General features: G+C 69.2%; 21 protein-coding genes and 1 tRNA gene. 12 read left to right on the top strand and 10 right to left on the bottom strand.

The features are described 5' to 3' along the window. Nucleotides 1-218: 218 nt before the first annotated feature. The 3 genes from ABZX37_RS37135 to ABZX37_RS37125 all read right to left on the bottom strand — a co-directional run bounded on the left by ABZX37_RS37135 (nucleotide 219) and on the right by ABZX37_RS37125 (nucleotide 6,671). Nucleotides 219-2,855: a hypothetical protein gene (locus ABZX37_RS37135; protein WP_354747672.1), complete on the bottom strand. Its 2,637-nt coding sequence runs from the start codon at nucleotides 2,853-2,855 to the stop codon at nucleotides 219-221. Nucleotides 2,856-2,872: 17 nt separating this feature from the next. After that, nucleotides 2,873-4,549, bottom strand: coding sequence for an energy-dependent translational throttle protein EttA (gene ettA / locus ABZX37_RS37130; protein WP_354747671.1), 1,677 nt, complete (start codon nucleotides 4,547-4,549; stop codon nucleotides 2,873-2,875). 103 nt (nucleotides 4,550-4,652) lie between these two features. Next, nucleotides 4,653-6,671 (bottom strand): cytochrome c oxidase assembly protein, encoded by a 2,019-nt coding sequence (locus ABZX37_RS37125; protein ID WP_354747669.1) that lies wholly within the window; start codon nucleotides 6,669-6,671, stop codon nucleotides 4,653-4,655. 143 nt (nucleotides 6,672-6,814) lie between these two features. Here ABZX37_RS37125 and ABZX37_RS37120 point away from each other — a divergent pair, with 143 nt between their 5' ends. The 3 genes from ABZX37_RS37120 (at nucleotide 6,815) to ABZX37_RS37110 (ending at nucleotide 9,617) form a co-directional block, all read left to right on the top strand. Then, on the top strand, nucleotides 6,815-7,855 hold the full coding sequence (locus ABZX37_RS37120; protein WP_354747667.1) for a LacI family DNA-binding transcriptional regulator: 1,041 nt from the start codon (nucleotides 6,815-6,817) through the stop codon (nucleotides 7,853-7,855). A gap of 189 nt (nucleotides 7,856-8,044) precedes the next feature. Next, nucleotides 8,045-8,476: a peptidase inhibitor family I36 protein gene (locus tag ABZX37_RS37115; RefSeq protein ID WP_354747665.1), complete on the top strand. Its 432-nt coding sequence runs from the start codon at nucleotides 8,045-8,047 to the stop codon at nucleotides 8,474-8,476. 1,067 nt (nucleotides 8,477-9,543) lie between these two features. Then, nucleotides 9,544-9,617: transfer RNA gene (locus ABZX37_RS37110), tRNA-Arg, on the top strand. Nucleotides 9,618-10,394: 777 nt separating this feature from the next. Here ABZX37_RS37110 and ABZX37_RS37105 read toward each other — a convergent pair. After that, a complete protein-coding gene (locus ABZX37_RS37105; RefSeq protein ID WP_354747663.1) occupies nucleotides 10,395-10,637 on the bottom strand; it encodes a DUF6218 family protein in 243 nt (80 codons plus the stop codon). 281 nt (nucleotides 10,638-10,918) lie between these two features. Between ABZX37_RS37105 and ABZX37_RS37100 the strand changes: the two genes are divergently transcribed. After that, nucleotides 10,919-11,683, top strand: a complete 765-nt coding sequence (locus ABZX37_RS37100; protein WP_354747661.1) for a DUF4291 domain-containing protein — start codon at nucleotides 10,919-10,921, stop codon at nucleotides 11,681-11,683. A gap of 57 nt (nucleotides 11,684-11,740) precedes the next feature. On the opposite strand, the gene ABZX37_RS37095 is transcribed toward ABZX37_RS37100, so the two are convergent. Further along, nucleotides 11,741-12,940 carry a citrate/2-methylcitrate synthase gene (locus ABZX37_RS37095; protein WP_354747659.1) on the bottom strand — a complete coding sequence of 400 codons (1,200 nt, stop codon included), beginning with the start codon at nucleotides 12,938-12,940 and terminating at the stop codon, nucleotides 11,741-11,743. Between the two features lie 64 nt (nucleotides 12,941-13,004). On the opposite strand from ABZX37_RS37095, the gene ABZX37_RS37090 reads away from it, so the two are divergent. After that, nucleotides 13,005-14,243, top strand: a complete 1,239-nt coding sequence (locus tag ABZX37_RS37090; RefSeq protein WP_354747657.1) for an MFS transporter — start codon at nucleotides 13,005-13,007, stop codon at nucleotides 14,241-14,243. Between the two features lie 46 nt (nucleotides 14,244-14,289). On the opposite strand, the gene ABZX37_RS37085 is transcribed toward ABZX37_RS37090, so the two are convergent. Continuing rightward, entirely contained in the window at nucleotides 14,290-15,639 is a 1,350-nt protein-coding gene (locus ABZX37_RS37085; RefSeq protein ID WP_354747678.1) for a PQQ-binding-like beta-propeller repeat protein, read from the bottom strand. Between the two features lie 355 nt (nucleotides 15,640-15,994). Here ABZX37_RS37085 and ABZX37_RS37080 point away from each other — a divergent pair, with 355 nt between their 5' ends. From ABZX37_RS37080 to ABZX37_RS37060, 5 genes are all read left to right on the top strand, one after another. Then, a complete protein-coding gene (locus ABZX37_RS37080) occupies nucleotides 15,995-16,243 on the top strand; it encodes a hypothetical protein (protein ID WP_354747656.1) in 249 nt (82 codons plus the stop codon). Nucleotides 16,244-16,405: 162 nt separating this feature from the next. Next, nucleotides 16,406-17,086 carry a G1 family glutamic endopeptidase gene (locus ABZX37_RS37075; RefSeq protein WP_354747655.1) on the top strand — a complete coding sequence of 227 codons (681 nt, stop codon included), beginning with the start codon at nucleotides 16,406-16,408 and terminating at the stop codon, nucleotides 17,084-17,086. 17 nt (nucleotides 17,087-17,103) lie between these two features. Continuing rightward, nucleotides 17,104-17,262, top strand: coding sequence for a hypothetical protein (locus ABZX37_RS37070; RefSeq protein ID WP_354747653.1), 159 nt, complete (start codon nucleotides 17,104-17,106; stop codon nucleotides 17,260-17,262). Between the two features lie 166 nt (nucleotides 17,263-17,428). Further along, complete coding sequence (locus ABZX37_RS37065; protein ID WP_354747651.1) at nucleotides 17,429-17,890, top strand: hypothetical protein; 462 nt, start codon at nucleotides 17,429-17,431, stop codon at nucleotides 17,888-17,890. 180 nt (nucleotides 17,891-18,070) lie between these two features. Next, entirely contained in the window at nucleotides 18,071-19,081 is a 1,011-nt protein-coding gene (locus ABZX37_RS37060) for a hypothetical protein (RefSeq protein WP_354747649.1), read from the top strand. Nucleotides 19,082-19,126: 45 nt separating this feature from the next. Here the strand turns inward: ABZX37_RS37060 and ABZX37_RS37055 are convergent, their stop codons facing one another. Then, the gene (locus tag ABZX37_RS37055) at nucleotides 19,127-20,020 is read right to left on the bottom strand and encodes an NADP-dependent oxidoreductase (protein WP_354747647.1); all 894 of its coding nucleotides are present in this window, start codon (nucleotides 20,018-20,020) and stop codon (nucleotides 19,127-19,129) included. Between the two features lie 125 nt (nucleotides 20,021-20,145). On the opposite strand from ABZX37_RS37055, the gene ABZX37_RS37050 reads away from it, so the two are divergent. Both ABZX37_RS37050 and ABZX37_RS37045 read left to right on the top strand, forming a co-directional pair. Continuing rightward, nucleotides 20,146-21,822, top strand: a complete 1,677-nt coding sequence (locus ABZX37_RS37050) for a CocE/NonD family hydrolase (RefSeq protein WP_354747645.1) — start codon at nucleotides 20,146-20,148, stop codon at nucleotides 21,820-21,822. Nucleotides 21,823-21,839: 17 nt separating this feature from the next. Further along, nucleotides 21,840-22,175 (top strand): antibiotic biosynthesis monooxygenase, encoded by a 336-nt coding sequence (locus tag ABZX37_RS37045; protein WP_354747643.1) that lies wholly within the window; start codon nucleotides 21,840-21,842, stop codon nucleotides 22,173-22,175. A 73-nt stretch (nucleotides 22,176-22,248) separates the two neighbouring features. Here the strand turns inward: ABZX37_RS37045 and ABZX37_RS37040 are convergent, their stop codons facing one another. From ABZX37_RS37040 to ABZX37_RS37030, 3 genes are read right to left on the bottom strand one after another with little or no spacing between them, the layout of a single operon-like run. After that, on the bottom strand, nucleotides 22,249-23,346 hold the full coding sequence (locus ABZX37_RS37040) for an alpha/beta hydrolase-fold protein (protein ID WP_354747641.1): 1,098 nt from the start codon (nucleotides 23,344-23,346) through the stop codon (nucleotides 22,249-22,251). Between the two features lie 23 nt (nucleotides 23,347-23,369). Continuing rightward, entirely contained in the window at nucleotides 23,370-24,221 is an 852-nt protein-coding gene (locus tag ABZX37_RS37035) for a hypothetical protein (RefSeq protein WP_354747639.1), read from the bottom strand. A gap of 23 nt (nucleotides 24,222-24,244) precedes the next feature. Further along, nucleotides 24,245-25,405: a serine hydrolase domain-containing protein gene (locus tag ABZX37_RS37030; protein WP_354747637.1), complete on the bottom strand. Its 1,161-nt coding sequence runs from the start codon at nucleotides 25,403-25,405 to the stop codon at nucleotides 24,245-24,247. Between the last annotated feature and the right edge of the window lie 18 nt (nucleotides 25,406-25,423).

Here is a 25,423-nt window from a genome sequence, read left to right as displayed (position 1 = left end):
GCCGCCGGCCCTCTCGCCGCAGCATCACGACGCCGTTCGCGATCAGCGCCCACGGCAGCGCCAGCGCGCCGAGCCCGCCGACGATCATCACCACCTAGATTCCCGCAAGGAGCCCTTCACGGACCGCTCAAGGCCAAAGCCGCGTCGATGCGCGATCCCCTGCCCCGCTGCGGAATCCGCCCGGCCAAGCCAGCGCATCCCCTGCGGGGCAAGAACTTTCAGTCGCCGTTGTTGCGGTGCCGGTCCGCGGTCGCGCGGCCGTTGATCGGCTTCGGCTCGTCGTTCGGGCCGAGGCGTTTCACCAGCGCCGCCGCGCTCGCCGTCCCTGCCTGGTGCTCGGCGAGGGCGCGGGCGAGCAGTTCCGCGAGTCCGGCGTCCGGCGGCGGTTCGTCCTCCGCGATGGCTCGCGCGTAGCTCTCCGGGAACGGCTGCTCCGCCGGGGTCCACGCGTCGATGTCGGACAGCGGGTCCAGCGCGGGCGGCATCCGCAGCCGGGGCAGCCAGGGCTCCTCGACCGGCTCGGGTTCCTCCGGACGTGGCGCGGGTGCCAGCTCCGTTTTGTCCCGCGAGGGGGTTTCCGGTTCCGCCGCGGCGGATTCGGGACGTCCGGGCTCGTCGGCCCGGCGGCGTCCCCCGCCTCCGCCGGTCGCGGTGATGCCCAGCCGGTCCAGCACGGACTTCGCGGCGACCGAGCCGTGTTCGGCGTCGTGCCGGGTCTTGCGTCCGCGCGAATCGCGGCGCGCGGCTTCCTCCTGCGCCCACTCGGCGCTTTCCCACAGCGGCGCGGCGCCCTCTTCCGCGGGAGCCGGGGCGAGCGGCAGCTCCGGCAGGAGGTCCGACAGATCCGGCATCCGCAGCGAGAACCGCGGCTCGTCTTTCGAGGTCTCGGCGGCCGGGGCCTGCGCTTTTTCCGCCGCGCGACGCGGGGTTTCCTCCCGTGCCCAGGGCGTTTTCGTGTCGTCCGCCGCCCGCAGCGGACGGACCGACGCCGTCTCGGCCGGCTGCGTCTCTTGCCGACGCGCGGGCGCGTCTTCCGCGACCCGCGGCTTCTCCGCCCGGCGAACCGGCGCCTCGTCCGCGTTCTCCGCGGCTCGAGTCGGCCGCTGCGGCGTCTCAGCCCGACGACCGCGCGCGTCCTCCGCGGCCCGCGTCCCGGCCGCACTTTCCGTCCGCCGGGTTCCCGCGCTCTCCGCTCCGCGCGGCGCGTCTGCCCAGCGAACCGGCATGTCCTTCGCCCGGCGGCCGTCCCCGGCCTGCGCCTGGCTGACCGGCTCCGCAGCGGCAGCCCGCACCGGAGCGTCCTCGGCCGCGCGTTTCCGCGGCGCGGGCGCTTCCGCGCCCTTCCGCCCGAACGGCCGCGCCCACCCCGGCAGCACCGGCGACTTGCGGTCCTCAGCCCGCCGCCGTCCGCCAGTCCGCGGAGCCTCCTCCGGTTCCCGGATCGCGGGCAGCACCGACGTCTGCTCGACCTCAGCCTCCGCCGCGGCGCGCCGGAACGACCACGCCGGCTTCTTCTCCGCCGCCTCGACCCGGGCCGAAGCCGGCTCCGCGGCCACCTCGACCTGCGCCGGAACGACCGGCAGCGGGGCCGCGACCGGATCCGGCCGCGGGGCGGGGACGTCGCGGATCGCGGGCATCACCGAGGTCTCCTCGGCCGCGACCCGCGGCTCGACCTCCATCGACACCGGGCGTCCGTCGCGCGGGGCGGACGCGGCGAGGACGTCGTCGAGATCCATCGACGCCACCGATTCCGCACCCAGCTCGCCCGCGATCAGCCCGCACGCCTGGCGCCGGGCCCGCGCGTGCACGTGTTCCGCGGCCCGCGCCCGGTGCAGGCAGCCGATGGCCTCTTCCGCGCTGCCGAACCGCTCCTCGATCTGTGCCAGCTCCAGCCACAACCGCGCGGTGACCGCCGCGAGCCCGTGCCGGTCGGTGGCCGCGACGGCCTCCCCCACCAGCTCGGCGGCGGCGTCACCGGCACCGGAGGGCAGGTGGATGCGAGTCGCCACCGCCAGCCGCAGCCACGCCGCGGGCGCGACGCCAGCGGCACGGACCGGTTCGCGCAGCATGGGTTCGGCGATGTCGTACGCCATGTCGGCGTCGCCGCGGTCGAGCAGCGTGCTCACCAGCTGGAGCACGAGCCGGATCCGGACGAGACCGCCGTCGTCGCCGGGGCGGTCCATCTTCTCCAGGAAGCCGAGCCCGGTGCGCGCGGCGTCCGCGGCCGCCGTGAGGTCGCCGTGCCGGCGCCGGTGCGCCGCGGTTCCGTTGCGCAGCAAGGCACGCATCAGCAACCGGTCGTCCGCGTCGAGCGAATCGTCGGCCACCAGCAGCCGGTCCGCCTCGACGAGCACCCGGTCCAGCTCCGCCTTCCGGCCGAACTGGGCGAGGCATCCGACTAGGTGGCACAACGCTTCCGCGCGCAGCGAAGGCGGCACGTCCTCGGACAGCACCGGCCGCAGCGCGGCCAGCCCCATCAGCGGGACGCCGAGGCTGCGCGCGCACACCGCGAGGTCGACGCGCAGCCGCGCAGCCGTCGTGGCGTATCCGGCGTGCTCGGCCGCACGCAAAGCCGCGACCGCGCGGCCGACCGTGGACGTCCTCTTGCCGATCCGCACGCGAGCGGACACCACGAGCGCTTCCGCCCGGATCCAGTGCCCGTCCGCGCCCGCCGTCTCCGCGAGCGCCGCCGAGCGTTCGCCGAGAACCAGCGAAAGCTCCGGTGCCCGGAATCGCAGCGATTCCGCCCGGTCGATGAGCCGACCGAGGTCGGCGAGGGTCCCGCCACTGGCAACGGCGGGCCGCCCGTCCGCGGTCGCGGACGGGCTGGGCCGGTTGTGCCTGCTGGTTTCCACTCGGGACCCCGCGCCGGTCAGTCGCGCTTCAACTTGCGGTGGGTGACCCGGTGCGGACGAGCCGCTTCGGCGCCGAGGCGCTCGACCTTGTTCTTCTCGTAGCCCTCGAAGTTGCCCTCGAACCAGAACCACTTCGCGGGGTCTTCGTCGGTGCCTTCCCAGGCGAGGATGTGCGTCGCGACCCGGTCGAGGAACCACCGGTCGTGGGAAATCACGACGGCGCAGCCCGGGAACTGCTCGAGCGCGTTCTCCAGCGAGCCGAGCGTTTCGACGTCCAGGTCGTTCGTCGGCTCGTCCAGCAGGATCAGGTTCCCGCCCTCTTTGAGCGTCAGCGCGAGGTTGAGCCGGTTGCGCTCGCCGCCGGACAGCACGCCGGCCGGCTTCTGCTGGTCCGGGCCCTTGAAGCCGAACGCGCTCACGTAAGCGCGCGAGGGCATTTCGGTCTGCCCGACGTGGATGTAGTCGAGCTTGTCCGAGACGACCTCCCACACGGTCTTCTTCGGGTCGATCCCGCCGCGGCTCTGGTCCACATAGGACAGTTTGACCGTCTCGCCGATCTTGACCGACCCGCCGTCCGGCTCCTCGAGCCCGACGATGGTCTTGAACAGCGTCGTCTTGCCGACGCCGTTCGGGCCGATCACGCCGACGATGCCGTTGCGCGGCAGGTCGAACGAGAGCCCGTCGATGAGCACCCGGTCGTCGAAGCCCTTGCGCAGCTTCTCGACCTCGACCACGACGCTGCCCAGACGCGGGCCCGGCGGGATCTGGATCTCCTCGAAGTCGAGCTTGCGGTGCTTGTCCGCCTCCGCGGCCATCTCCTCGTAGCGGTCGAGCCGCGAACGGGACTTGGTCTGGCGCGCCTTGGCGTTGGACCGCACCCACTCGAGTTCGCTCTTGAGCCGCTTGGCCAGCTTGGCGTCCTTCTTGCCCTGGACTTCGAGCCGCTCGCGCTTCTTCTCCAGGTACGTGGAGTAGTTGCCCTCGTAGCCGACGACGCGGCCGCGGTCGAGCTCCATGATCCACTCGGCGACGTTGTCCAGGAAGTACCGGTCGTGGGTGACGGCGAGGACGGCACCCTTGTAGTTGGAGAGGAACTGCTCCAGCCACAGCACGCTTTCGGCGTCCAGGTGGTTAGTGGGTTCGTCGAGCAGCAGCAGGTCGGGCGCGGACAGCAGCAGCTTGCACAGCGCGACGCGGCGGCGCTCGCCGCCGGAGAGGTGGGTGACCGGCTCGTCGGCGGGCGGGCAGCGCAGCGCGTCCATGGCCTGCTCGACGGTCGCGTCGAGCTCCCAGGCGTCGGCGTGGTCCAGCTCCTCCTGGAGCTGTCCCATCTCCTCCATCAGCGCGTCGCTGTAGTCGGTCGCCATCAGCTCGGCGATCTCGTTGTAGCGATCGAGCTTCTGCTTGGTCTCGCCGAGGCCCTCCTCGACGTTCTGCCGAACGGTCTTCTCCTCGTTCAGCTCCGGCTCCTGCATGAGGATGCCGACGGTCGCGCCCGGCTGCAGGAAGGCCTCGCCGTTGCTGGCCTGCTCGATCCCCGCCATGATCTTGAGAACGGTCGACTTGCCGGCACCGTTCGGGCCCACGACGCCGATCTTGGCTCCGGGGTAGAACGCGGTGCTCACGTCGTCGAGGATCACCTTGTCCCCGACGGTCTTGCGCACCTTCTTCATGGTGTAGATGAACTCGGCCATGCCATCGATCGTAGAGTGGCTCCTCCGGCGGCCTGACGGCGGTCACCACCGTGCTACCGAGGGTCAGGTCGAGGTCACGCGGACAGCATGATTTTCCGCCGCGTCATTCGGCCCGTTTGCCCTCGGCGAGGTTCTTCAGCATCGCGTTGTAGGCGGCCAGTTCCTCGCCGCCGGTGTTCTCCTCGCGCCGGTCGCGCCGCTTCGCCTCGCGCTCGTCCTGACGCGCCCACTGCACCAGCAGCGCGATCAGCACGAGCAGCACCGGCACCTCGCCCGACGCCCACGCGATGCCGCCGCCGAGCCGCTGGTCGGTCAGCAGGTCGCCGACCCACGGCAGCTTCAGCGACGTGTAGAACTCGCGGCCGATCACGGTCTGCATGTTCATCAGGATCACGCCGAAGAAGGCGTGGAACGGCATCGCGCCGAACATCATCCCGAGCTTGCCGACCGGCGGCAGCCGCCGCGGCGCGGGGTCGACGCCGATCACCGGCCAGTAGAAGACGTAGCCGACGAGCAGGAAGTGCGCGTTCATCGCCAGGTGCGCCCAGTGGTAGTTGAGCGCGTTGTCGAAGAGGCCGGAGAAGTACAGCCCGTAGAACGACCCGACGAACAGCAGCAGCGCGACGATCGGGTTGGTCAGGAACCGCGACACCGGCGAGTGCACGGCGGCCAGCAGCCATTCGCGCGGCCCCGGAGGAGCGTCGCGACCGGCGGGCTGGATCGCGCGCAGGGCGAGCGTGACCGGGCCGCCCAGCACCAGCAGGACCGGCGCGACCATCGACATCAGCATGTGCGTGCCCATGTGCACGCTGAACATCGCGGGCGCGTACCGGCCGATGCCCGACGACGTGGCCAGCAGGATCACCAGGCAGCCGGCGAACCACGCCACCATCCGGCCGACCGGCCAGGCGTCGCCGCGCTTGCGCAGCCGCCGCACGCCGGCGAGGTAGAGGCCGGCGAGAACGATCGCGAGGGTGCCGTAGACGAGGTCGAACCGCCAGTCGGTGAGCAGCCGCCAGAACGTCGGCGGGCCCTGGAGGTCGTAGCCGATGAGGAGTTCGACGGTGCCCGGCTGGGTGACCGCGTCCGGCGGCGGCGGTGTGCGGGCGAGGCCGGAGGCGATGCCGATGGTGACGAACATGATCAGCACCTCGACGGCCGCGAGCCGGAGCAGTTGGCTGCCGCCCTTGCCGTCGACGAGGTTCGCGACGCCTCGGCTGCGCTGCTGCTGGCCGAAGACGCCGAGCAGGAGCAGCGCGACGATCTTGGCGACGACGAGCAGGCCGTAGTCGGTGGTGAACAGGTCGCCGAGGTTGATCCGGACCAGCGCGTTGACGATGCCGGACACCGCCATCACGACCCAGCAGACCAGGGCGAGCTTGGAGAACCGCTGCGCGGCGAGGCTGAGGTTCTTGCCGCGGCGCCAGCCGAGCGCGAGCACGGCGAGCAGGCCGCCGACCCACAGCGCGGCCGCGACGAGGTGGAACAGGAGGCTGTTGGTGGCCAGGTCGTGCGAACCGCCGCTCGCCGAGTGCCCGGTGACCGCGACCGGCACGAGCCCGGCGACGGCCAGGAAGAACAGCACGGCCGTCCAGCCCCAGCTGAGCACCAGGCGGCAGCCGAGGGCGAGCAGGATCGCGATCAGCGCCGTCCACAGCCACGCCTTGGGCTGTTCGATCGCGCTGATGAGGCTCAGCAGCGTGTCCGGGGAAAGGACGTCGCCGAACGGCTTGCCCGCGCTGTCCGCGGCGGTGAAGGCGACCGACAGGATCGAGGCCGCGAACCAGACCCACGCGGCGATTCCGGCGGTGCGGACCGCGGCGTACCCTTCGGGCGCGAGCGTGCCGGATTTCTGTGGCGGTACGAGGAAAGCGGCGAGCAGCAAGGCTCCGACGCACACGACCGACGACGCCTCGGCGAGCACGCGGGCCACCGTGACGCCGTACCGCGTGACGAGTCCCGGGTCCGGCAGCCCGGCGATGACGTAGCCCGCGCCGCCGGTGAGCGCGACGAGCCCGACCGCGACGACCGCCGCGAGCACGACTCCGACCGAAAGCAGCGGGAGCACACTCGTCTTGCGTCCGCGGTCCGGGGCGGGTTTCGTCACAGGTTCCGAGCTCACGCTACGAGACTAGGCCGGTCGCGCGTGGCCCGGCACCGGGGTGGGTTTCGCCCCGGATCGCTCGCTCGCGGTGTTTGCGCTGGTCGAGCCGGGTTGCCGGGCGGAACCCGGTGCGCGGCAAGGCTTTCCTCTATGCTCCGCCGATGACCAGCAGCCGTCGCCGCCGCCCGACGCTGGACGACGTCGCGGAGGCGGTCGGGGTGTCGCGCGCCACTGTGTCCAACGCCTACAACCGGCCTGACCAGCTGTCGACGCAGTTGCGGGAGCAGATTCTGCGCGTGGCGGGTGAACTCGGTTACCCCGGCCCGAACCCGACCGCCCGCAGCCTCGCCACGAGCCGCACCGGCGCGATCGCTTTCCTGCTCGATTCGTCGCTGTCGGCGGCCTTCTCCGATCCCGCGCTGTCGATCACGCTGGACGCGCTCGCGAAAACCGTAGAACCCACCGGCAATGCACTGCTGCTCTTGCCCGGCCGCGAAGCCCAGGAGGGCCCGCCAGCGGCGCGAGTTTTGGCCGCACAAGCGGATATCGCCGTGGCGTACTCCCTCGCCGACGGCACGCCCGCGCTGGAAGCCGTGCGCGCACGGGTTTTGCCGCTGGTAGTCATCGACCAGCCGCCCCTTCCGGACACGGCCCGAGTCGGCTGCGACGACCGCGGCGGAGCGTCGTTGGCCGCACGCCATTTAGTGGAGCTAGGCCATCGGCGGTTCGGAATCCTGGCCGCACCGCGCCTTTCCGCGGTTACCAGCCCTTTCCACGGCACCCGGGAACGCCTCGCCGGTTACCTCGACACCCTGGCCGCCGCCGGAATCACCGACATCTCCATCACCGAAGCCCCGTGGCTCTCCGCCTCGACCGCCCGCGCCGCCGCCACCGACCTGCTCACCGCCTCGGTGCGGCCGACGGCGCTGTTGTGCATGTCCGACCAGCTCGCCTTCGCCGCCATCGCCGCCGCCCACCGGCTGGGCCTGCGCGTGCCCGCCGACGTGTCGATCGTCGGCTTCGACGACACCCCGCAGGCCGCATGGTCTGAACCACCTCTCACGACCGTCCGCCAGGACCTGGCGGGCAAGGGCCGCGTCGCGGGCGAACTGGTGATGTCCCTCCTCGCCGCCGCCCCCGTCCCGCCGCCGGTCGAACTCCCGGTGTCGCTGGCGGTCCGGGAAAGCACCGCGGCGATTTAGCAAGACCGCTCGGCGATCTGTGGACAACTAGGTCTCGTACGAGTGACGGGAAACTACTTGTCCACAGACGTAGGAATGCGGGCAGACAAACCGTGCGAAACCCGCCAAGGTGGAGACATGCCCGGTTTCCCGGGATACCGCCCGGCCTCTTCGCCCGGCACCGCATTCGATTGAGGGGGAGTTCCCACGATGTTCCGCCGTCTGCTGCCGTCCCTGCCTTTCCCCGGCCGCCGCACCTGGCCCGCCGCCGCCCCGTCTCGCCTGCCCGGCGTATTGCTGCTGGTCACCGCAGGTCTCCTGACCGGCTCCGGCCTAGCGCAAGCCAGTCCGGCCACTCCCCCTGCTCCCGCCTGCAACGCGGGAGAGTTCTGCCTGTGGGACAGCGAAACCTATTCCGGCGGGGCACAGAGTTATGACCTGCGCACGGCAAATCCGGGTGATTGCATTCCCCTGCCCGAGGGATTCCAAGGACATTCCTTCGTCAACCGGATGACCCGCGACGTCACGATCTACCAAGGAGCGGACTGTTCCACCGAGGGCGATTTCATCACCTATCCGGGCGGCGGCACGTACGTTCCGCAGTCCCCGTTCGCGGTGCGTGCCCTGAAAGTGTGGGAATAACCCGAGACCGGGCCAGGCGAACAAGGCGAGCTCCAGGCCGAGTCGACTCGCAGCCGAAGTTCGCCGGCCCGGGGGCCGCACCCCCGAGCGGCCCCCGGCCCGTGGGCGCGCAGCCCGGAAGACCCGCGCCCACGGGCCCCTGACCCCTCGCCCTCCCGCTCCCGGCCCCGACCTGGGAGCGGGAGGCGAGGCCTGGGTCCCCTCGTAGGCGGACCTGGGTTCCGTCGTGAGAGGCCTTGGCTTCCGTCATTGCGGGGCTGAGTCCTGTCGCAGCAGGTCAGGCTTCCGCCGTGAGATGCCTGGCTTGCTTCGCGACAGGCCTGGGTTCCTTCACGGCAGGTCAGGCTTGCTTCGCGGCGAGCCTGGGTTCCGCGGCAGGCCTCAGTTCCATCGCGGCAGACCTGGCTACCGCCATGGTTGGCCTGGGTTCCGCCGTGAGACTCCTTGGGCCCCGCCGTGGTCCGCCGCAGTCCAAGCGGATGCCCGCCGATGCCAGATTCGGAAGCCGGTCCGCCCTGCCCACGCACCCGTGCCCGCACGTCAGGCTCCGGTGGATCAGCCCGGCACGCACCGGCGGTCGCCCGGCGACGCTGCGACGGCTGGCCCGCCAGTCCACGACGACCTCTCGTCAGGTTCGGGCGCGGACCTGCCACCGATTCGATCACGCCACCGCAAAGCCGCTTGCCGAACCACACACGGTCCGCCCCGAGACCTCGCCACCCGACCGCAACCGCCGAACCGCCCAACCGGCACCGCCCCAGCCAGACGTCCTACATCACAAGATCGCCACAGTCTCCACCAGCCACGAAGACCGAACCTCCGTCCCACCCGCCGCCCCCGCCAGGAGATCCAGGTGCCCAAGCTGCACAAACCGCCGCCCACCAGCCGCCCGAGGCCGTTCCCCCGAGCAGTGCGTGCCGAAGCCGTCGCGCGCTGTGGCATTCCGCCCCCGGAGACCCGCAAATCCGACGAACCGAGGCTGAAACGATTCGACGGTGTCGAACGATCGAGAGATTGGCGATGACTAAGCTGCCCATGCTGGAGGTCAGCAGCTGTCGGCCACCCGGGCCCTCGTAGCTCAGCTGGATAGAGCAAGAGCCTTCTAATCTCTAGGTCGCAGGTTCGAGTCCTGCCGGGGGCACAAACAGCCTGGTCAGGGGAATCCCTGACCAGGCACAGCTCATACCCGGGTGGTCGAACCGTCCGGATTGGCGGGCACGCCCCGCGTCTCACCGCAAGCCCGCGTCGCCTTCTCCGGCACTCCCGTGACACGGCGTCACTACCCGCCATCACGACACCTCAACCAGGCCGAAACGCATTCGTGATCTTGCCCTCAACCAGCTCGCCCACGCCAGGAACGCCCATGCCCGACCAACCCCACCCCAGCCGCCGGTCGCGGAACGGAGCCGCCCGAGCCCTCTTCGAGGAAGCCCGCAGCGCCGGACTCGTCCAACGACACCTCCGCAAACTCCACCACCTCGCCCGGCACCCGCATCCACTGACAGCAAGCACACCGCGACCGGTCGCAACCCCAGCCGAAGCGGCACACTCGGCCACCGCACCAACGCACCAGTCGCCGCGAGGACGCCGACGAGCGCAGCAACTCGCGCTCGGCATTGACCTCGCCTGCCCGCCGACAACACCGCCGCACCGACCGTCCACAGAGGCCGCCGCCTCGGACGAAGCCGCCTAACCGCCAACCGAAACAGAACCATTCACCTCGAACCCCGGCGAGGCCTCGCCTCCTGGTGCCTCGACGAGGCATCTGCAAGCCGGGGCACCCGAGGCCAGTTCAGGACAGGCCGCACGGCGACTCCGCCTGCCGTGCGCCCGAACCCATGCCTGCGGACCGGGCGTGCGGCATGCCCGGCCAAGGCACGCGGGGCAAAGCGCGACTCGAGATCTCCGGCATACATCTTCACCAACCGAACTCCTCACCGAACCATTCGGACGGGAAGCGCCGCGCCGCCACGCGGGCCCCCACCACGTCCGCGATCGGCGAGACCCAAGCTCCGGTCAGCGCGCCCGCCACGCTGACGTGCCACACGGCGTTCGACTCCACACCGTTGCCTCCCCTGCCCACGGCGATTACCGCGGTTCCGGGAACTTGCAACGCCGCCGTGTCGCTCGCCACGACTTCGTCAGCCACCACACCTGTCATCGAACTTCCTCTTCCGACAACAACAGATTGTCGGAGCGGAGAATCCGTTACGGGCAAACTGGTCACGAAGCAATCACACTGCTCGACGTCTGCCGCCACGACGAGTTCGTGGATCGACACGTAGTCGAACCTCCCTGTCGGGCAACATGTCTGACCACAAAACCAAGCATCGCTGCCCGCCCCCTTCAGACCGAACGGCACGCTAGAGCCAATTTTCAAGCGACACAGCCATTGCAGGCGAGGCACAATGAGTCTCACGGTACGACCACGGAGGAAACAACGTGTCTGGTCAGTTCAATCCCAACCAGCTTCGCGATCTGCGGACCCAGGCTGGCCTTGTCACGGACAACGAGGCAGCCGAGGCCGCGACGACGGACGCGCCACGATCATCGTCTGACCTCGGCTCGTCGCAGGCGAAGCATGAGCCAAGCGCGCCGCGCCGTGACGTACGGGCTGGCTTCACAGACCAGACCGTCACGGTTTACCAGGCGTATTCGCGGGAAATAGCCAACGTGGCAGTCGAATCCCAGACGTTCACGGCACCGTTCAAGCGTGAGCGGATGACCTGGATCAAGCCCTCGTTCCTCTGGATGATGTACCGGTCCGGGTGGGCGACCAAGCCCGGCCAGGAACGCATCCTGGAAATCCAGATCACCCGGGACGGCTTCGAATGGGCGCTCGCCCACGCCGTCCTCAGCAGCTACGAATCCGGCACCTACGCCAGCCAGCGGCAATGGGCTGAGCGCAAGGACGCCAGCCCGGTCCGCATCCAGTGGGATCCCGACCGGTCGGCGACTCTCGCTCCGCTCAACCGGCGCGCCATCCAGATCGGGCTGTCCGGCGAGGCTGTCGACCGGTATCTCGACCAATGGATCACCAGGATCACTGACATCACCCCGCTCGCCGCGCGTGTGCACCGCTGTGTCAGCTCCGGTCGGCTCGACGCTGCCCAGGAAGAACTGCCGATCGAACGAATCTATCCCGTGCCCGCGTCTACTCTCGGTCTCATCGGGGCGAGCGAGCCTCAGCTCAGCGAGTTCTCATGAAGCTGCCGCGACAACCAGTCCGTGCCAACCGAGGCAATCGGACGAAGCACGGCCGTCTCAGCGGCGGCGGGGTCGCGATCCGACGTAGACCGCACGAGGCCGTATCCGCGATGGTCGTTCGTAGGCTTCGGCCGCGTGGGCGAGCCAGCCTGCCGTCCTGGCCACTACCACCAACCCCGTCGAAGCTTCCTCAGGCCAGCTGTGGAGCCAAGTCAGGGCACCGAGCGCGAAGTCGATATTGGGTTTGGGCAGGCCGCGCCGGGTTGCCGATTTCCTTACCGTCCGTACGAGGTTCAGGCGGTCGCTCTCCTCGTGGACGCGCTCGAGAGCGGCCAGCAGATGCGGGGCACGGGGGTCGAAGTCGGTGTACACCGGGTGCCCGAATCCTGGCAGCGCACCATCGCGCCGCGCATTTGAATCCACAGTGGACAGTCCTTCTTCCGCGACCCGGCGCAGCATCCGGTGGACGTCGCGGGCGGTCCCGCCGTGATCGACTGCTCGCATGGCCTGAATCCCGATGTCCACGGCGGCGTAGGGATCCGCGCCGGCAGTGGCCGCGATCCGGGACGCGAAGGTGGACGCTGCGAGCTCGTGATCGGCCAGCAGGCACAAGGCCAGGTCGACCGGTGCCGAAGGAAGGGCGTTGCCGCGGGCGAGCTTGTCGGTGATGGTGGCCGCGACCGAGCCTGGTGCCGGGTGCGGGTCTGCGTGCGCGGAGATCGCTGCGGCCAGGGCTGGGATGAGTCGCCTGCCGACGTCAGCGACAGCGGCCGGTCCCCGGTCAGATCGTGCCGGATCCAGCATGCCCAGGACCGATACCACCGTGCTCATCCGGTCGAGTAAGCCTGCGGTCTCGGGAAGCGCGGTGAGCACGCGGGCAGTCTCCCGCCGGTTCGCGTTCGGCCAGAAAACCGGGCCAGACGGCAAATCCGCGGTCCAGAGCAGCTCCGCGACGTTCTCGAAACCCTGGTCCAGCAGGTCCTCGATCGGGTAGCCGCGAAACGCCAGCGCGCCGGCCGGTCTGAGGTCGGTGACGGCGGTCTCGACGCGGATCTCGACCTGACCGGCTCGTTCTCGTTTCGCCGTCCGGTCGGCGAGCGCCTCGACCTGTGCTCGTTCGTACTGGGATCGACGGCCGCCACCGCCGCGCACGGGCCGCGAAGTCAGTACGCCCCGGCTCGCGTAGGCGTAGAGGGTCCGCATGGTGACGCCCAGTCGATCCGCGGCCTCGGCAGCAGTCATCCACTCACCGTCCATGTCAGGACCATAGTGAACTCAATCAACGTTGACAACATTGATTGTCGCTGGTCAGAGTCGTCACATGGCCAAAACGAACAGGGGTGTGCGACAGCCGCGTCGGGGCGGACTCGGGCCACGTTTTCTGGGCTTATGGTGTTCTACCGCGCTCTCCGACACGGGCAACGGCATTTTCCTTGTCGGAGCGACACTCCTCGCCATCCACACGTTGGAAAGCCCTTCCCTCGTAGGGCTTCTCCTCACTCTGGGCACCATTCCGTGGCTTGTCGCGGCCATCCCCGCGGGAATCGTCGTGGATAGCATGGACGGGCACCGCGTTATCCAGATCGCCAACCTCGTGCGTGCGGGAACAATGCTCGCCGTCGGCGTCGCCAGCGCTACTGGACACATTTCCGCAGTGGTTCTCGTCGTAGCTGTCTTTGTTTCGGGGGTACTCCAGACTTTCGTCGACGGTGCGGCAGAAGCACTTGTCCCCGAACTCGTCGACAGCGACCGGCTCTCGGACGCGAACGGTGCGTTGTCGGTGTCGACCCGGGTCTTCTACCAATTCCTCGGGCCCCCGATCGCAGGTCTGGCCTACGCGCTCTGGCCATCGGCACCGTCGCTGCTCTCCGGCCTGCTTTGCGGGGTCTCGACGTTGTGCGTCGCCGCGGTACGGCAGCCGTGGCCTCATCGGCGTGGCGGCCGGGGCAAGGTCGACTTCCGGAGCGGCCTGCGGGTCGTGGGCCGGAACCGGATTCTCAAAGCCGCAATCGCCATTAGTGGCGTCACCAGCATCGCCAACGGCGTCTATCTGGCTGTCTTTGCCGACTATGCCAACTCCGACACCGGTCTTGGCCTCACTCCGGCGACTTATGGAGTGCTTACCGGTCTCGTCGGCGCCGGGGCAGGAGTTGGAGCCTGCCTTACGGGCCGGGCTGAACGGTTGTTCGGAGAGGTCCTCACCATGCGGCTCACCCGGGTCGGCTGGGCTCTGCTGTTTCTCAGCCCGTTGCTGCGCTCTCCCTGGCTCATCGCGCCCGTCATGGTCGCGGGAAGTGCGTTCGGGGCGATGTGGGCCGTCCAGGCGATGAATCTGCGGCAGCGCGCCACCAGTCCTGGTCAGCGAGCCCAAGTTCTGGGCGTTTTTCGAGCTCTGACCTACGGAGCCACGCCGCTCGGGAGCCTCGCGGCCGCCACATTCCACAACACCGTCAGCAGTCAGATCCTGCTCGGTGCGGCAGCGGCTCTCACTGCCGCGACCATCAGCCTTGTCCCGAGCCGAGAAAGCCTTGCTGTGCACGGCCGCCGCGCCGCATCGTGAGATGCGGCGCGGCAGAACCCGCTCTGGTGAAAACGCTGAATCCGGGTCAGGCGCCGGAGACAGCCACCACACCGGTCATGGTGCCTACGTAGGCGTGGTCGCCGGACAGGGTGGGAGAGGCGAAGTGCGGGAGGGTGCCCAGGTTGATCTGGCTCCGCACCGTGCCGTCGGCCGGGGCCAGTGCATACAAGTCGCCCGTGTTCCAGTCCGCCACCCACACCGCGCCGCCGCCTACGGTTGGGGAACCGTTCGCGGAGACTGCGGCGCGCCAGACCACGGTGGGAGTGCCGGCCGCGTCAACGCGCACTGCGGCCGGGCCGTCGGTGCAAGGCAGGTAGGCGGTGTCTCCGCTGGTCGCGCTGCCGCCGAAGGACTGGCAGATGTCGGCCTGCGCCAGTTGTCCGCCGATGCCGCCGAGCTTGTCGTGGTTCAGCACGTATCCGGTGCCTCGTTTGCCGACCGCGATCACGTGGTCGCCGAGCAGGGTCGGGCTGGACGAGCCGAGATCGAGGTCCTGTGCGTTGTCGTCGGCCCAGGTGTCCGGGGCGAACAGGTCCACCCGCTGCAGCGCGGGCGACAGGGCCAGCACGGAATCGCTGTCGTCGTAGGTCATGGTGGATTCGCCGTTGCCCACCGAATAAAGCAGCCGCTGCCCGTCGACGACGCCGCCGCCCGGAGCCCAGATCCCGGCTTCCCTGGTGGTCGGGACGGCGTAGCTGATCGGGTCGGTACCGGCGGTGGTCACCGACGCGACCGAGCCGATGTAGTTCGCGCAGTCGCCGGCCAGTCCGCCGTAGGGCACATACACCCGGCCGTCGAAGAGGGTCAGCGCCGCGCGCTGCTGGTGGGCCAACGCGTCGCCTTTCGGCGGCTCCAGCGGCGTGCGCACCTCCACCGCACCGGTTCCCGCGTTCACCCCGACCAGCACGTGCTGCCCGCCGGTGAGTTCGGCCAGCGCGTAGACCCGCGACGTCGCCTGGTCGTACACCATGGTGCTGGTGATGCCGAGCGGGTCGATGTTCCCGCACGGCAGTTCCGACCGGCGCGCCGGTTCGCCGATATGGGCCGACCACCGGGTCGCGCCTGTGGCCGGGTCGAGCGCGTACACGGTGTTGTTCTCCGTGGCGGCCAGGATTTGCCCGCCGACCACCAGCGGCTGCCCGTACACCGCACCGTCCAAAGTAGACTGCCAGGCTGTTCCGAGCGTGCCCAGCGGCGCGAGATCAGTGGCGTCGCCGGTACGCGCGTTGTCGCGGTGATAGGTCGGCCAGTCGCTCGCGGCGGCCTGCTGGAGATGACCGGCGGCCCCTGGAGAGGCCTGCGCCGGTACCGGAGAGCCGATGATCAGCACGGCGGCTGTGCTCGCGATCGCCGCGCGAAAGCCAGATTCGTTCATCACGCACCAATTCCCGAAGAGGGGGCCGATGACTTCGCTGGAATCGCAGTATCCCGCGCGGAACTCCCCCGCGACAGCGTCGAGCGACGCGGGCCGTCCAGGCTAACCGGCAAGGCCGTTCGCCTCCGAATCGGCGTTTCACCTGCTGCCGCGCAACGAAATCTTGCCGCGCCGCACCAGTCGGACGCGGACCGTTCAGGGACCTTTGGCCGCTGGTCCGGCCGCTGCGAGCGTGCCACACTGGGCGATCCTGGCAGCGAACCGCGCATTCCGGTTAAAACCGAGATCGTTTTCGAAATGACGATCAAGAGTCTCGAAAAGAGGCGGATCAATGACAAGTCCGCGAAATCGTTCAATGACACTGGCGGCGACAGGGACCGCCCTGTTCGTATTCACCGGCGGCCTCGCGGGTGCCGCGACCTATCGGGGCGCGTGGGCGGGAGTGTTCAGCGTCAAGGCGAACTGCGACGCCTCGAGCGCGAGCCGGAACGACCCGCCGGATCTCCTGACCTATCCCTGTGAATACCACACCAGCGACCCGCGCAGCCCGAGCGGCGGCGGACAGGCCGGTTGGTATTACTTCTACCGCTACCGGACCGACTGAGCCGCGAAACCGGCGCCGTTCCGTGGCTGAATCGCCAGCGCACCCCGGAATGGGTCCTGGCCACCGAGGCGGGATTCATGGCCTTCGGTCCGGATCTCCCCGCGGTCCGCGGCGGCATATCCCCTGGCGCACCAACGAAATCCGCCGACTAGGAGGACTCCCGTGCCGACAGACCGACCGCTGAGAAACCTGGCGAGAACGATCACAGTGCTCGCCGCCGGGGCGTTGCTTCCGCTGTCCGCGCCGCACCTGCCCGCGAAACCGTTGTCCGCCAACGCAGCCTCGGCCCAAGACCAGACACAAGTCGGGCCGCCAGTCCGGCCGCACGGAACCACCACGGTCACCAACTTCACCTCGAGGAACTGGTCGGGCTACTTCACCACCAACGCGGCCCACACGACCGACTTCCGTTCCGTCCACGCGCGGTGGATCCAGCCCAAGGTCACCTGTCCGGCGAACAAGGACGCCTGGGTCGTCTCCTGGGTCGGCATGGACGGCTGGTGGAACGACGTCGTCGAGCAAGGCGGCTCTTCGGCGCGCTGCGTCAACGGCGTCCCGCAGTACGCGCTCTGGTGGGAGATGTTCCCGCACAACGACATCCAGCTCGCGAACCCGATCAGGCCGGGCGACCTGATCGACGCCAGCGTGACCTACGAAGCCGCGACCAAGAAGTTCCGCATCGTCGTCAAGGACCAGACGACCGGGCAGACGCTGATCCAGGTCCAGCCCTGCTATCCGGAGATGGGCGGATGCCCCGGGTCAACGCCGAGGCGATCACCGAGACGCCGCTCGGCGGAAACGCCGGCGACGGCGTCTTCTTCCTGCCCAACTACGGGGCCGTGAGATACGAGCAGGTGTCCGTGACCGACACCAGCGGGCACGTCGGCTCTCTCGACAACGCCCATTGGGATCTCGGGCATGTCAACCAGGTCAGCCCGACAAGCGGCGTCACCAAGCAGACCGCACTGCCGCTCGGGCCGCGCGGCGCGTCCTTCAGTACCGTGTGGGTGCACGAATAACGGCGCGTGCGGGTGGCGGGTTCCCCGCCCTCGTGCTGTCGTGGTGACCGCGTCACCGTGACACCGGAACGCGGCTCGGCAACAATCGTTTCCGCCGACGTCGGAAGAACGGAAAGTTCCCCGTTTTCCTGGATTTCTCCTGTGCGAACACGAGAAAGGTGGCGAGATGCGAAAGAACGTTGTCCTGCCCGTGGTGGCCGCGAGCGTCGCGGCGCTGACGATGAGCCTGACGTCCCAGCCCGCGACGGCGGTGCCGTTGCGCCCGTGCGGACCTCCGGCGGCGACCAAGGGCCACGGCACGAAGGGCACCCCGTTCACGCTCAAATCGATGTACGACGACGATGGCCCGCAGGAGGGCGTGGTGGTCGTCGGCGAGGAGTTCGAGATCCTGACCCAGGTTTCCGGCCAGGTGTGGGACCTCGTCTTCACCTACAACCGGAAACCCTTCTTCACCGGCAATGACACCTCGAAGCCGGGCGGGATCCGGGAGGTTCGGATGACCCGGTACCTCGGCGGGAAATCGCACGTGGCGGCACACGCGAAGAACGAGAAGACCGGGGAGGTCATCGACGGCGCCGTCGATCTGCCGGTCGCGCCTCCGGGCTGCGGCAGGGGCGGCGAAGACTGACCCAGCGAAGATCCGCGTGTGCCCTGTGCCGCGGCACAGGGCACACCGATCGTGCTGGGCGACAGCACGACAGAGCCGGACGCGCCGCCGCGAGTCGATCCAGCTTTCTGTCCTACGGCAGAAAGACCGTTGTGCGAAACGCGTCCGCCGGTGTCCACGTCATCTGTTCAAGGACTCATGATGCCCATCATCCTCCCCATTTTCACCGCACTGGCCCTGGCTTTCGCCCCTGCGACGTGGCGGGTCGTGCCCACCGCCGATCGCGCCGGGCAAGCCGAAGACTTCCTGCAGGCGACCTCCGCCGTGACAGCCGACGACGTCTGGGCGGTGGGGCACGACGCCGGCGCCCAGACCGGCGGCCTGGACCGCACCCTGGCCGAACACTGGAACGGCAGCAGCTGGCAGATCGTCGCCACCCCGAATCCGGACGGCGACTCCGATCTGCTGAGCGTCGCGGCGCTCACCCGCACCGACGTGTGGGCGGTCGGGCTGTCCCGTCCCACGCTCAACACGCTGGTCCCGCTCGTCGAGCACTTCGACGGGACTTCCTGGTCCATCGTGCCCGTGCCCAGCCCCAACCCGGACCCGCCCACCGGATCCGGCCAGTTCACCGAACTCACCGGAGTATCGGCGGTCTCGCCGTCGGACGTGTGGGCCACCGGCTGGTTCAACGACAACCGCGGCCGCATCGTGCCGCTGTTCGAGCACTGGAACGGAACCGCGTGGCGCATCGTGGCTCCTCCGGCGCAAGGTCCGACCGCGCGGCTGCTGCCCCGGGCGATTTCGGCCCGGGCCGCCGACGACGTCTGGGCAGTCGGCACCGACAACACCTCGACCGAGACCGTGCGCACCCTTTCCCTGCACTGGAACGGCAAAGTCTGGTCCGTCGTGCCCACCGTCAACCCGATCCCCGGAGCAGCCAACGCGTTGTCCGCGGTCGTGGCCATCGCGCCGAACAACGTGTGGGCGGTGGGCGACGGCGGCGCGAACAACGCCACCGACGTTCCCCTCATCGAGCATTTCGACGGGCATTCGTGGACGAACGCGGTGCCAGCCAACGCGAAACTGCCGAGCAGGCTGTTCGGCATCGTGGCCCGGTCCGCTGGCGACATCTGGGCGGTCGGCACCCGAGGCGCGCCTAACGGGTCCTGCTGCATCCGAACCCTGGCGCTTCAGACCGCCATGGCCTGAGCCGCGGCGGGGTGCCGCCGGTCGAGTCCGGCGGCGCCCCTTTGGTCAGACCAGAAGGACCCGGCGCCCGCGAGTATGTCCGGCCTGGCTGTCCGCGTGCGCCGCCGAAGCCTCGGCCAGCGGGTAGGACCTCTCGACCGGGATATGGAGTTTTCCTTGCGAGATCAGGTCTACCGTCTCGGCCAGCGCGTCCATCATGTTCCCGCCGACACCCGCGAACCGGATCCCCAGCATCGGGGCCTCCAGGTCGGCGATGGTGATCACTCGCGAAGGATCCCCGGTCAGGTCGAGCAGGCCGCGGATCACCCCGGTGCCGTTGAGATCCAGGGCGGCGTCGATCTGGCCGAGCCGGCGGACCCGGTCGACCCAGCCCTCGCCGTAGGTAGTCGCGATGGCGCCAAGGCTGCGCACATAGTCCTGGTTCGCGGCGCTGGCCGTGCCGATGACCTTGATTCCCCGGTCGCGCGCGATCTGCAATACCGCTGAGCCGACTCCGCCCGCGGCGCCGCTCACCAGCAGCGTCTGTCCAGTTTGGACACCGACGAGCCGGAGGACGCGGAGCGCGGTCTCGACCACCGATGGGTACCCGGCCGCTTCGGCGAAGGTCAAGCCCGAGGGCAGGCGCGCCCAGGACGACAGGACGGCGAACTCGGCGTAGGTGTTCGAGCCCCGGCCCAGCACCAAGTCCCCGACCGCGATGTCGGTGACGCCTTCGCCGACCTCGTCGACCACGCCGGAGGCGTCTTGGCCGACGCCGGAGGGCAGGTCGATCGGGCGGATCCGCCGGAATTGGCCCTCTCGCGTGCGCCAATCGTGCGGGTTCACGCCCGCCGCTCGCACGGCGACGCGGATCTGGCCGGGGCCGGCGTGGGGTTCGGGCACTTCTGCCAGGTCAAGGACGTCGGGGCCGCCGTATGCGGCGAAGCGCACTGCTTTCATGCCGCCAACTTAACAACAACGGTTAGTGTTTTGCAACGGTTAGTGTTACGGTCGGCGGCACCGAGCTGGCTCCTCTCCTGATGGGAGTAACCGTGTATCCACCGCGCATCGACGCTGGTGTCCAGATGAAGACCAGGGACGGCGTCGCCCTGGTCGGCGACCTGTACCGCCCGGCCGCGGACGGTCGCTGGCCCGTGTTGCTGCACCGGACGCCTTACGACCGCACGGGCGTTTTCCGGGTGTCGGGGCTCGTCGCCGATCCGGTGTGGCTAGCCCGGCAAGGCTTCGCCGTGCTGGTGCAGGACAGTCGCGGGCGGTTCGGGTCCGGCGGCGAATTCGACTTCATCACGCAGGAGTACGACGATTCCTCCGACGCGATCGATTGGGCCGCCGAACAACCCTGGAGCGACGGCAACGTCGGCATTTACGGCTCGTCCTACATGGGCATGACCGTGCTGCAGGCCGTCGCCGCGCGGAATCCGCGGCTCAAGGCGGCGGTCGGGATGATCGGGACCGCTGACATGCGGCACACCGCGCGGCCGGGCGGGCTGTTCGAGCTGGGATTCCTGACGATGTACGCCCTGGGAATGACGGAGGAAGGTCTGGACCACGCCTCGTTGAGCGCGGCCGAGCGCGAGCAGGTGCGCGAACAACTGAAGGAGGCTTTCGCCGACCGTCGTGCGGTGGTGGGCCAGTTGCCGTTGACCAGCATCGCTCCGCTCGACGACAGCCGGGTCGCGCCGTCGTGGGCGGATTGGCTGCGGTCGCCGCACGATCCGTTCTGGGACCGGCCCACGTTGCTCACCGAGCCCGAGCGGGTGGACATTCCGTTTCTGCAGATCAGCGGGTACCGGGACTTCACGAGCCCGACGCAGTTCCGGCTCGCGACCCGGCTGGCGGGCAACGAAAAAGCCGGTCTGATCGCTGGACCGTGGACTCACGCGGGCACCTACAGCGCGCTCGGCGACGTCGGCGCTCGGGTGTTGCCGAACGCGGCGGCCGGGGTGCCGACGTGGAGTCCGGTGCTCGCCGCGTTCTTCGACCGGCACCTGCGCGGCGGCGACGGCTCGGATTACCCTGCGGCTGAGCGGTATCTGTCCGATCGAGTCAGCTATTTCGTCGGCGGATCGAATACGTGGGCAAAAGCACCCGCGTGGCCGCCCGCGTCGACGGTCGGGGAATGGACGCTTTCCTCAGACGGCCTGCTGAACCGCGAGGGAGGCCACGGCGCGGACACGTTCATCGCCGATCCGCGGGACCCGTTTCCCACCCACGGCGGGGTAATCGCGTTCGAGGGCGATCCGGCCGCAGCTCCGGGCGGAATTCAGGATCAGCGTGCGGTCGACGGGCGCGAGGACGTGCTCCGCTACACGAGCGCCCCGCTGGCCGAGGACGTGACGATCGCCGGGCAAGCCGAGCTGATCGCGTACGTCACCAGCACCGCACCGGACGGCGACATCTGCGTCACGCTGGTGGACGTCGAGCCGGATGGTTTCGCGCTCAACGTCGCCGAGGGTGCGCAGCGGGCCCGGTATCGCGACGGCGGCGACACCGATTGGCTTGACGCGGAAGAACCCAGCCGCGTGACAGTTGCTCTGCACGACGTCGCGCATCGATTCGGCCGCGGACATCGCATTCGGGTGCAGATCGCCGGGTTCAGTTTTCCGCGGTTCAGCCGCAATCTGCACACTCGCACGGTGCCGGAGTTCGGCACTCTCGACGAGGCGGTCGTCGCGCGGCACACCCTGCACCACAACGAAAGTCATCCATCCGCGCTGCGCCTTCCGGTGCTCGGCGCATAAGCAACCAGGAGCTTCCTTTGTCTGAGATCGTTGTTATTGCCCGCCTCAAGGCCAAGGCGGACCGCAGTGCCGAAATGCTCGCACTGTTTTCCGAACTGGTTCCCGAAGTGCTGCGCGATGAGCCTGAGACGCTGCGGTATGCCTTTTACGTCGAGCAGGATCCGTCGCGGGTGACGGTGGTCGAGAAGTATCCCTCGCGCGCTGCCCTCGAAGCGCACAACACCGGCGTGCTGACGAAGTATCTGCCGCGACTGCTCGAACTCCTCGACGGCGCACCGGAAACAGTCGAGCTGCGACCGGCAGAGCTTGCCGTCTCAGTCAGCTCAGACGACGCCGCCCGACTGAGCCTCTAGCACCGCTCCCGGCCGAGGTACGTGAGGGGAACCCTGAGGGAATCTGATTCCCTCAGGGTTCCCCTCACGTACTTTAGGCGACCCCAGCGGCGGCGAATGCCTGCTCCAGCCGCGGCAGGTAGTCCACCAGGTCCTGGCCCCAGCACCCGGCCGTGTGCTTGCCCTGGCAGTTCGGTCCCCAGGTCTTGCCGTTGCCGTAATCCACGGCGTAGTAGGGGTGTCCGGTCTTGTCGAGCGCCGCCTTCAGGTTCTGCTGGGCGGCCTCGGTGACCGACTCGGCGAACGCCGGTTCGTCGAGCAGGACGTTGATCGGATTGCCGTTGCCGGAGCCGGTGTAGAGCGAAACGCCGACCGTGGCGAGTTTCCCGGCGTTCACGACCGGACCGTGGGCCAGCGCGGCGGACATGTCGCCCGCCTCGTTGAGCGGCCCGAACGCGGAGTCGGTCGGCACAGCCGGGCCGAACCCGCTGCCGCCGGTGGTCTCGCCGGAGCCGGACGTGCCCGACATGGCGAAACCGACGTTGGACAACGTGCCGCGGATCGCGGTACGGACCCAGTACAGGTTGAAGTCGATCGCGCCGGACAGCGAAACAGCCTGGCTGAACAACTCAGGCCGATCCTCGGCGTAATGCAGCGCGCCGAAACCGCCCATGGACAGCCCGCCGATGGCCCGGCCCGGCTTCGCGGCGACGGTGCGGAAGTTGGCGTCGATGAACGGGATTACCTGGTTGAGGTGGAAGGTTTCCCAGTTCTGCGCCCCGGCCGCGGTGTCCTGGCGGACCCAGTCGGTGTACCAGCCGCGGAGCCCGCCGTCCGGGATCACGGTGATCATCTTGTGGCTCGCCAGCATCGCGGGATACGCCAGATACGGGTTGCTCGGATCGTCGCCGACGCCGTGCAGGAAGTAGAACACCGGGTAGCGCTTGGCGGTGTCGGTGTAATAGCTGCTCGGGACGATGACGCGGATGTGGTGCTGACCCGCGACCGCCGGAGTCGTCACGGTGAGGACGAAGTTGGTCGCGGTTCCTTGCGGGGTACCGACTTGGGTGAGGCCGTAGCCGTCGGTCAAGGTTGGCACTGCAGGGGTGTCGGCGTGGGCGGGGCTGCTGAAGGCCAGCACTGCCGCGACAGCGGACACCAGGGCGCGCGTACGCGTAAACAACGGTCTCATGGTCACTTTCTCGGTAGCGGGAGTCACGGGTTCTGGGTCACGTGGAAGCCGGCGCCGTAGGTGCCGGGGTGCGCGGCGTCGCGGGCGCGCAGGTCGGCGAGGATGTTCGCCGAACTGGTGTAGGCGTACTGCGGGACGCCCAGGATGACGGCCTTGGTGATGCCCGCCCACGGTCCGGCCGCCTGGAAGTTGTTGCCCTGCCCGGGATATTCGGTGCCGGGCACGTGCCAGACCGCCGGGCCGCCGGAGTCGCCGCCCTGGTGCTTGGCCCAGGACTGGTAGACACCGTTGGCATTGCTGGTGATCCGGCCGTACCAGACGCCGAGCTGGCCGGACACCACGAGTTCGTTGTTGTTGTTCAGCGCGGCGCCGAGGAGGCGTTCGTCGGCCAGCGACGGGGTGAGCGCGTTGGGGCTCGGCTGCCCGTCGGGGACTTCCATTTCGCCGGTCTGCTTCAGGTACGGCCCCTGCGAGGAGAGCGTCACCGACGGCACCAGCTCGATGATCAGGTAGTCCTTGGTCGGGTGGCCGGTCATCGAGCCTTCCCGGCTCTTGAAGTACCGCACATAGCCGATCGGGCCGAACCCGGTGTCGGCGCGGTCGTAGACCGGCTGGATGTTCTCCGGGATGTCCCGGTCGGAGTACTTCTGCCCGGGCGGATCCTGCAGGCAGTGCCCCGCCGAGACGGCGATCCTCCGGTCGTACCTGTCGGTGCCGACCGCCCCGATCGTGCAGAAATGGTCGGGACTGTTCAGGTCGAACAGGATCTGCATCGAGTTGAAGACCCGTTTCGCCGTCCCGGCCGAGGCGCTGGCCGCGCCGGTGACCGCCAGGACGACGACCGCGATCGCGGCCAGGAAACTTCGGGTGCGCACACACGCTCCTTGATTCGTAGGGTTCACTGCCTGCTGCCGCAGAGAGCGGAGTCGATCACGTCGACCGGCGAGGGCCGGAGGCTCGTCAGCTCCCACGCGTTGGTCATCATCGAGGCGTACCGGCCGTCGTCGGTCACCGCGGTCAACGAGCTGTAGCCGGACGCCGCGAGGCCGTTGTGGAACCACGCCTCCCCGCCGCAGGACAGCGTGATCGCCTGCAGGCCGAGGCCCAGCCCGACGTAGTTCGGATCGTGCACCGGGACCTGGATCGTCCGGCGCATCTCGGCCAGCGCGGCCGGGGAGACGAGCTTGCCGTCGAGCAGCGCGCGGTAGAACGCCGACAGGTCCGACAGCGTCGAGACGACCGCGCCGGCCGAGCTTTCGATCGACGGTTCGGAGATGACCGGAGCCGACGTCGTCTCGGTCCAGAAGAAGAACGGGCCCGCCCGGACGCCGCGGTACCCGGGGAGGTACGGCGCGGGCAGGGAACGGTCGCCCGCGGGCGGGAAACTGGTCTGGGTCAGGCCGAGCCGGTCGATGATCCGGGTGGTGATCGCGTCGCCGACGGACATCCCGGTGACCTGCTCGATCAGCAGGCCGTTGATCAGGTAGCCCAGGTTCGAGTACAACACGCTCGTGCCCGGCGCGGACGCGGGCGGGAAGTTGCGCAGCCCGACCTGGACCAGGTCGCGAAGACCGATGCTGCCGTCCGGTTTGACGAACCCGGCGGCTTTCCGCGCCCAGGCCACCACGTCCGGGGCGGGGATTCCGGCGGTGTGCTGGAGGAGCTGGCGGACGGTGATCCGGTTGCCGTCGTAGCCGTTGCCGTCGACGAGGCCGGGCAGGTACCGCTCGATCGGCGCGTCGAGCACGACCTTGCCCTCGTCGACCAGTTGCAGGACGACCGACGCGGTGAAGGTCTTGGTCTGGCTGGCGATGCGGAAGTGCTCGTCCGGCTGCAGCGGACGCGCCGGTCCGGTGATCGTCGCGCTGCCGGCGGACAGGTGCCACGACCCGGCCGCGTTGCCCGCGTAGACGGCCGCGCCCGGTCCGGCGTGGGACTGGTAGCCGTTGAGGACAGCCTGGGTGTCGGCGTGGGCGTCGGCCGCGGACGCCGGTGCGGCCAGCGCCACGGCGACGGCGGCACTAGCCAGTACCGAAGCCGTCCGTCTCAGTGTGCGCACAAAATCTCTCCTTCGCTC

It is taken from the genome of Amycolatopsis sp. NPDC004079 (assembly GCF_040610415.1).
Taxonomy (GTDB): Bacteria; Actinomycetota; Actinomycetes; order Mycobacteriales; family Pseudonocardiaceae; genus Amycolatopsis; species Amycolatopsis halotolerans.
This window is presented reverse-complemented; position numbering and strand designations above follow the sequence as displayed.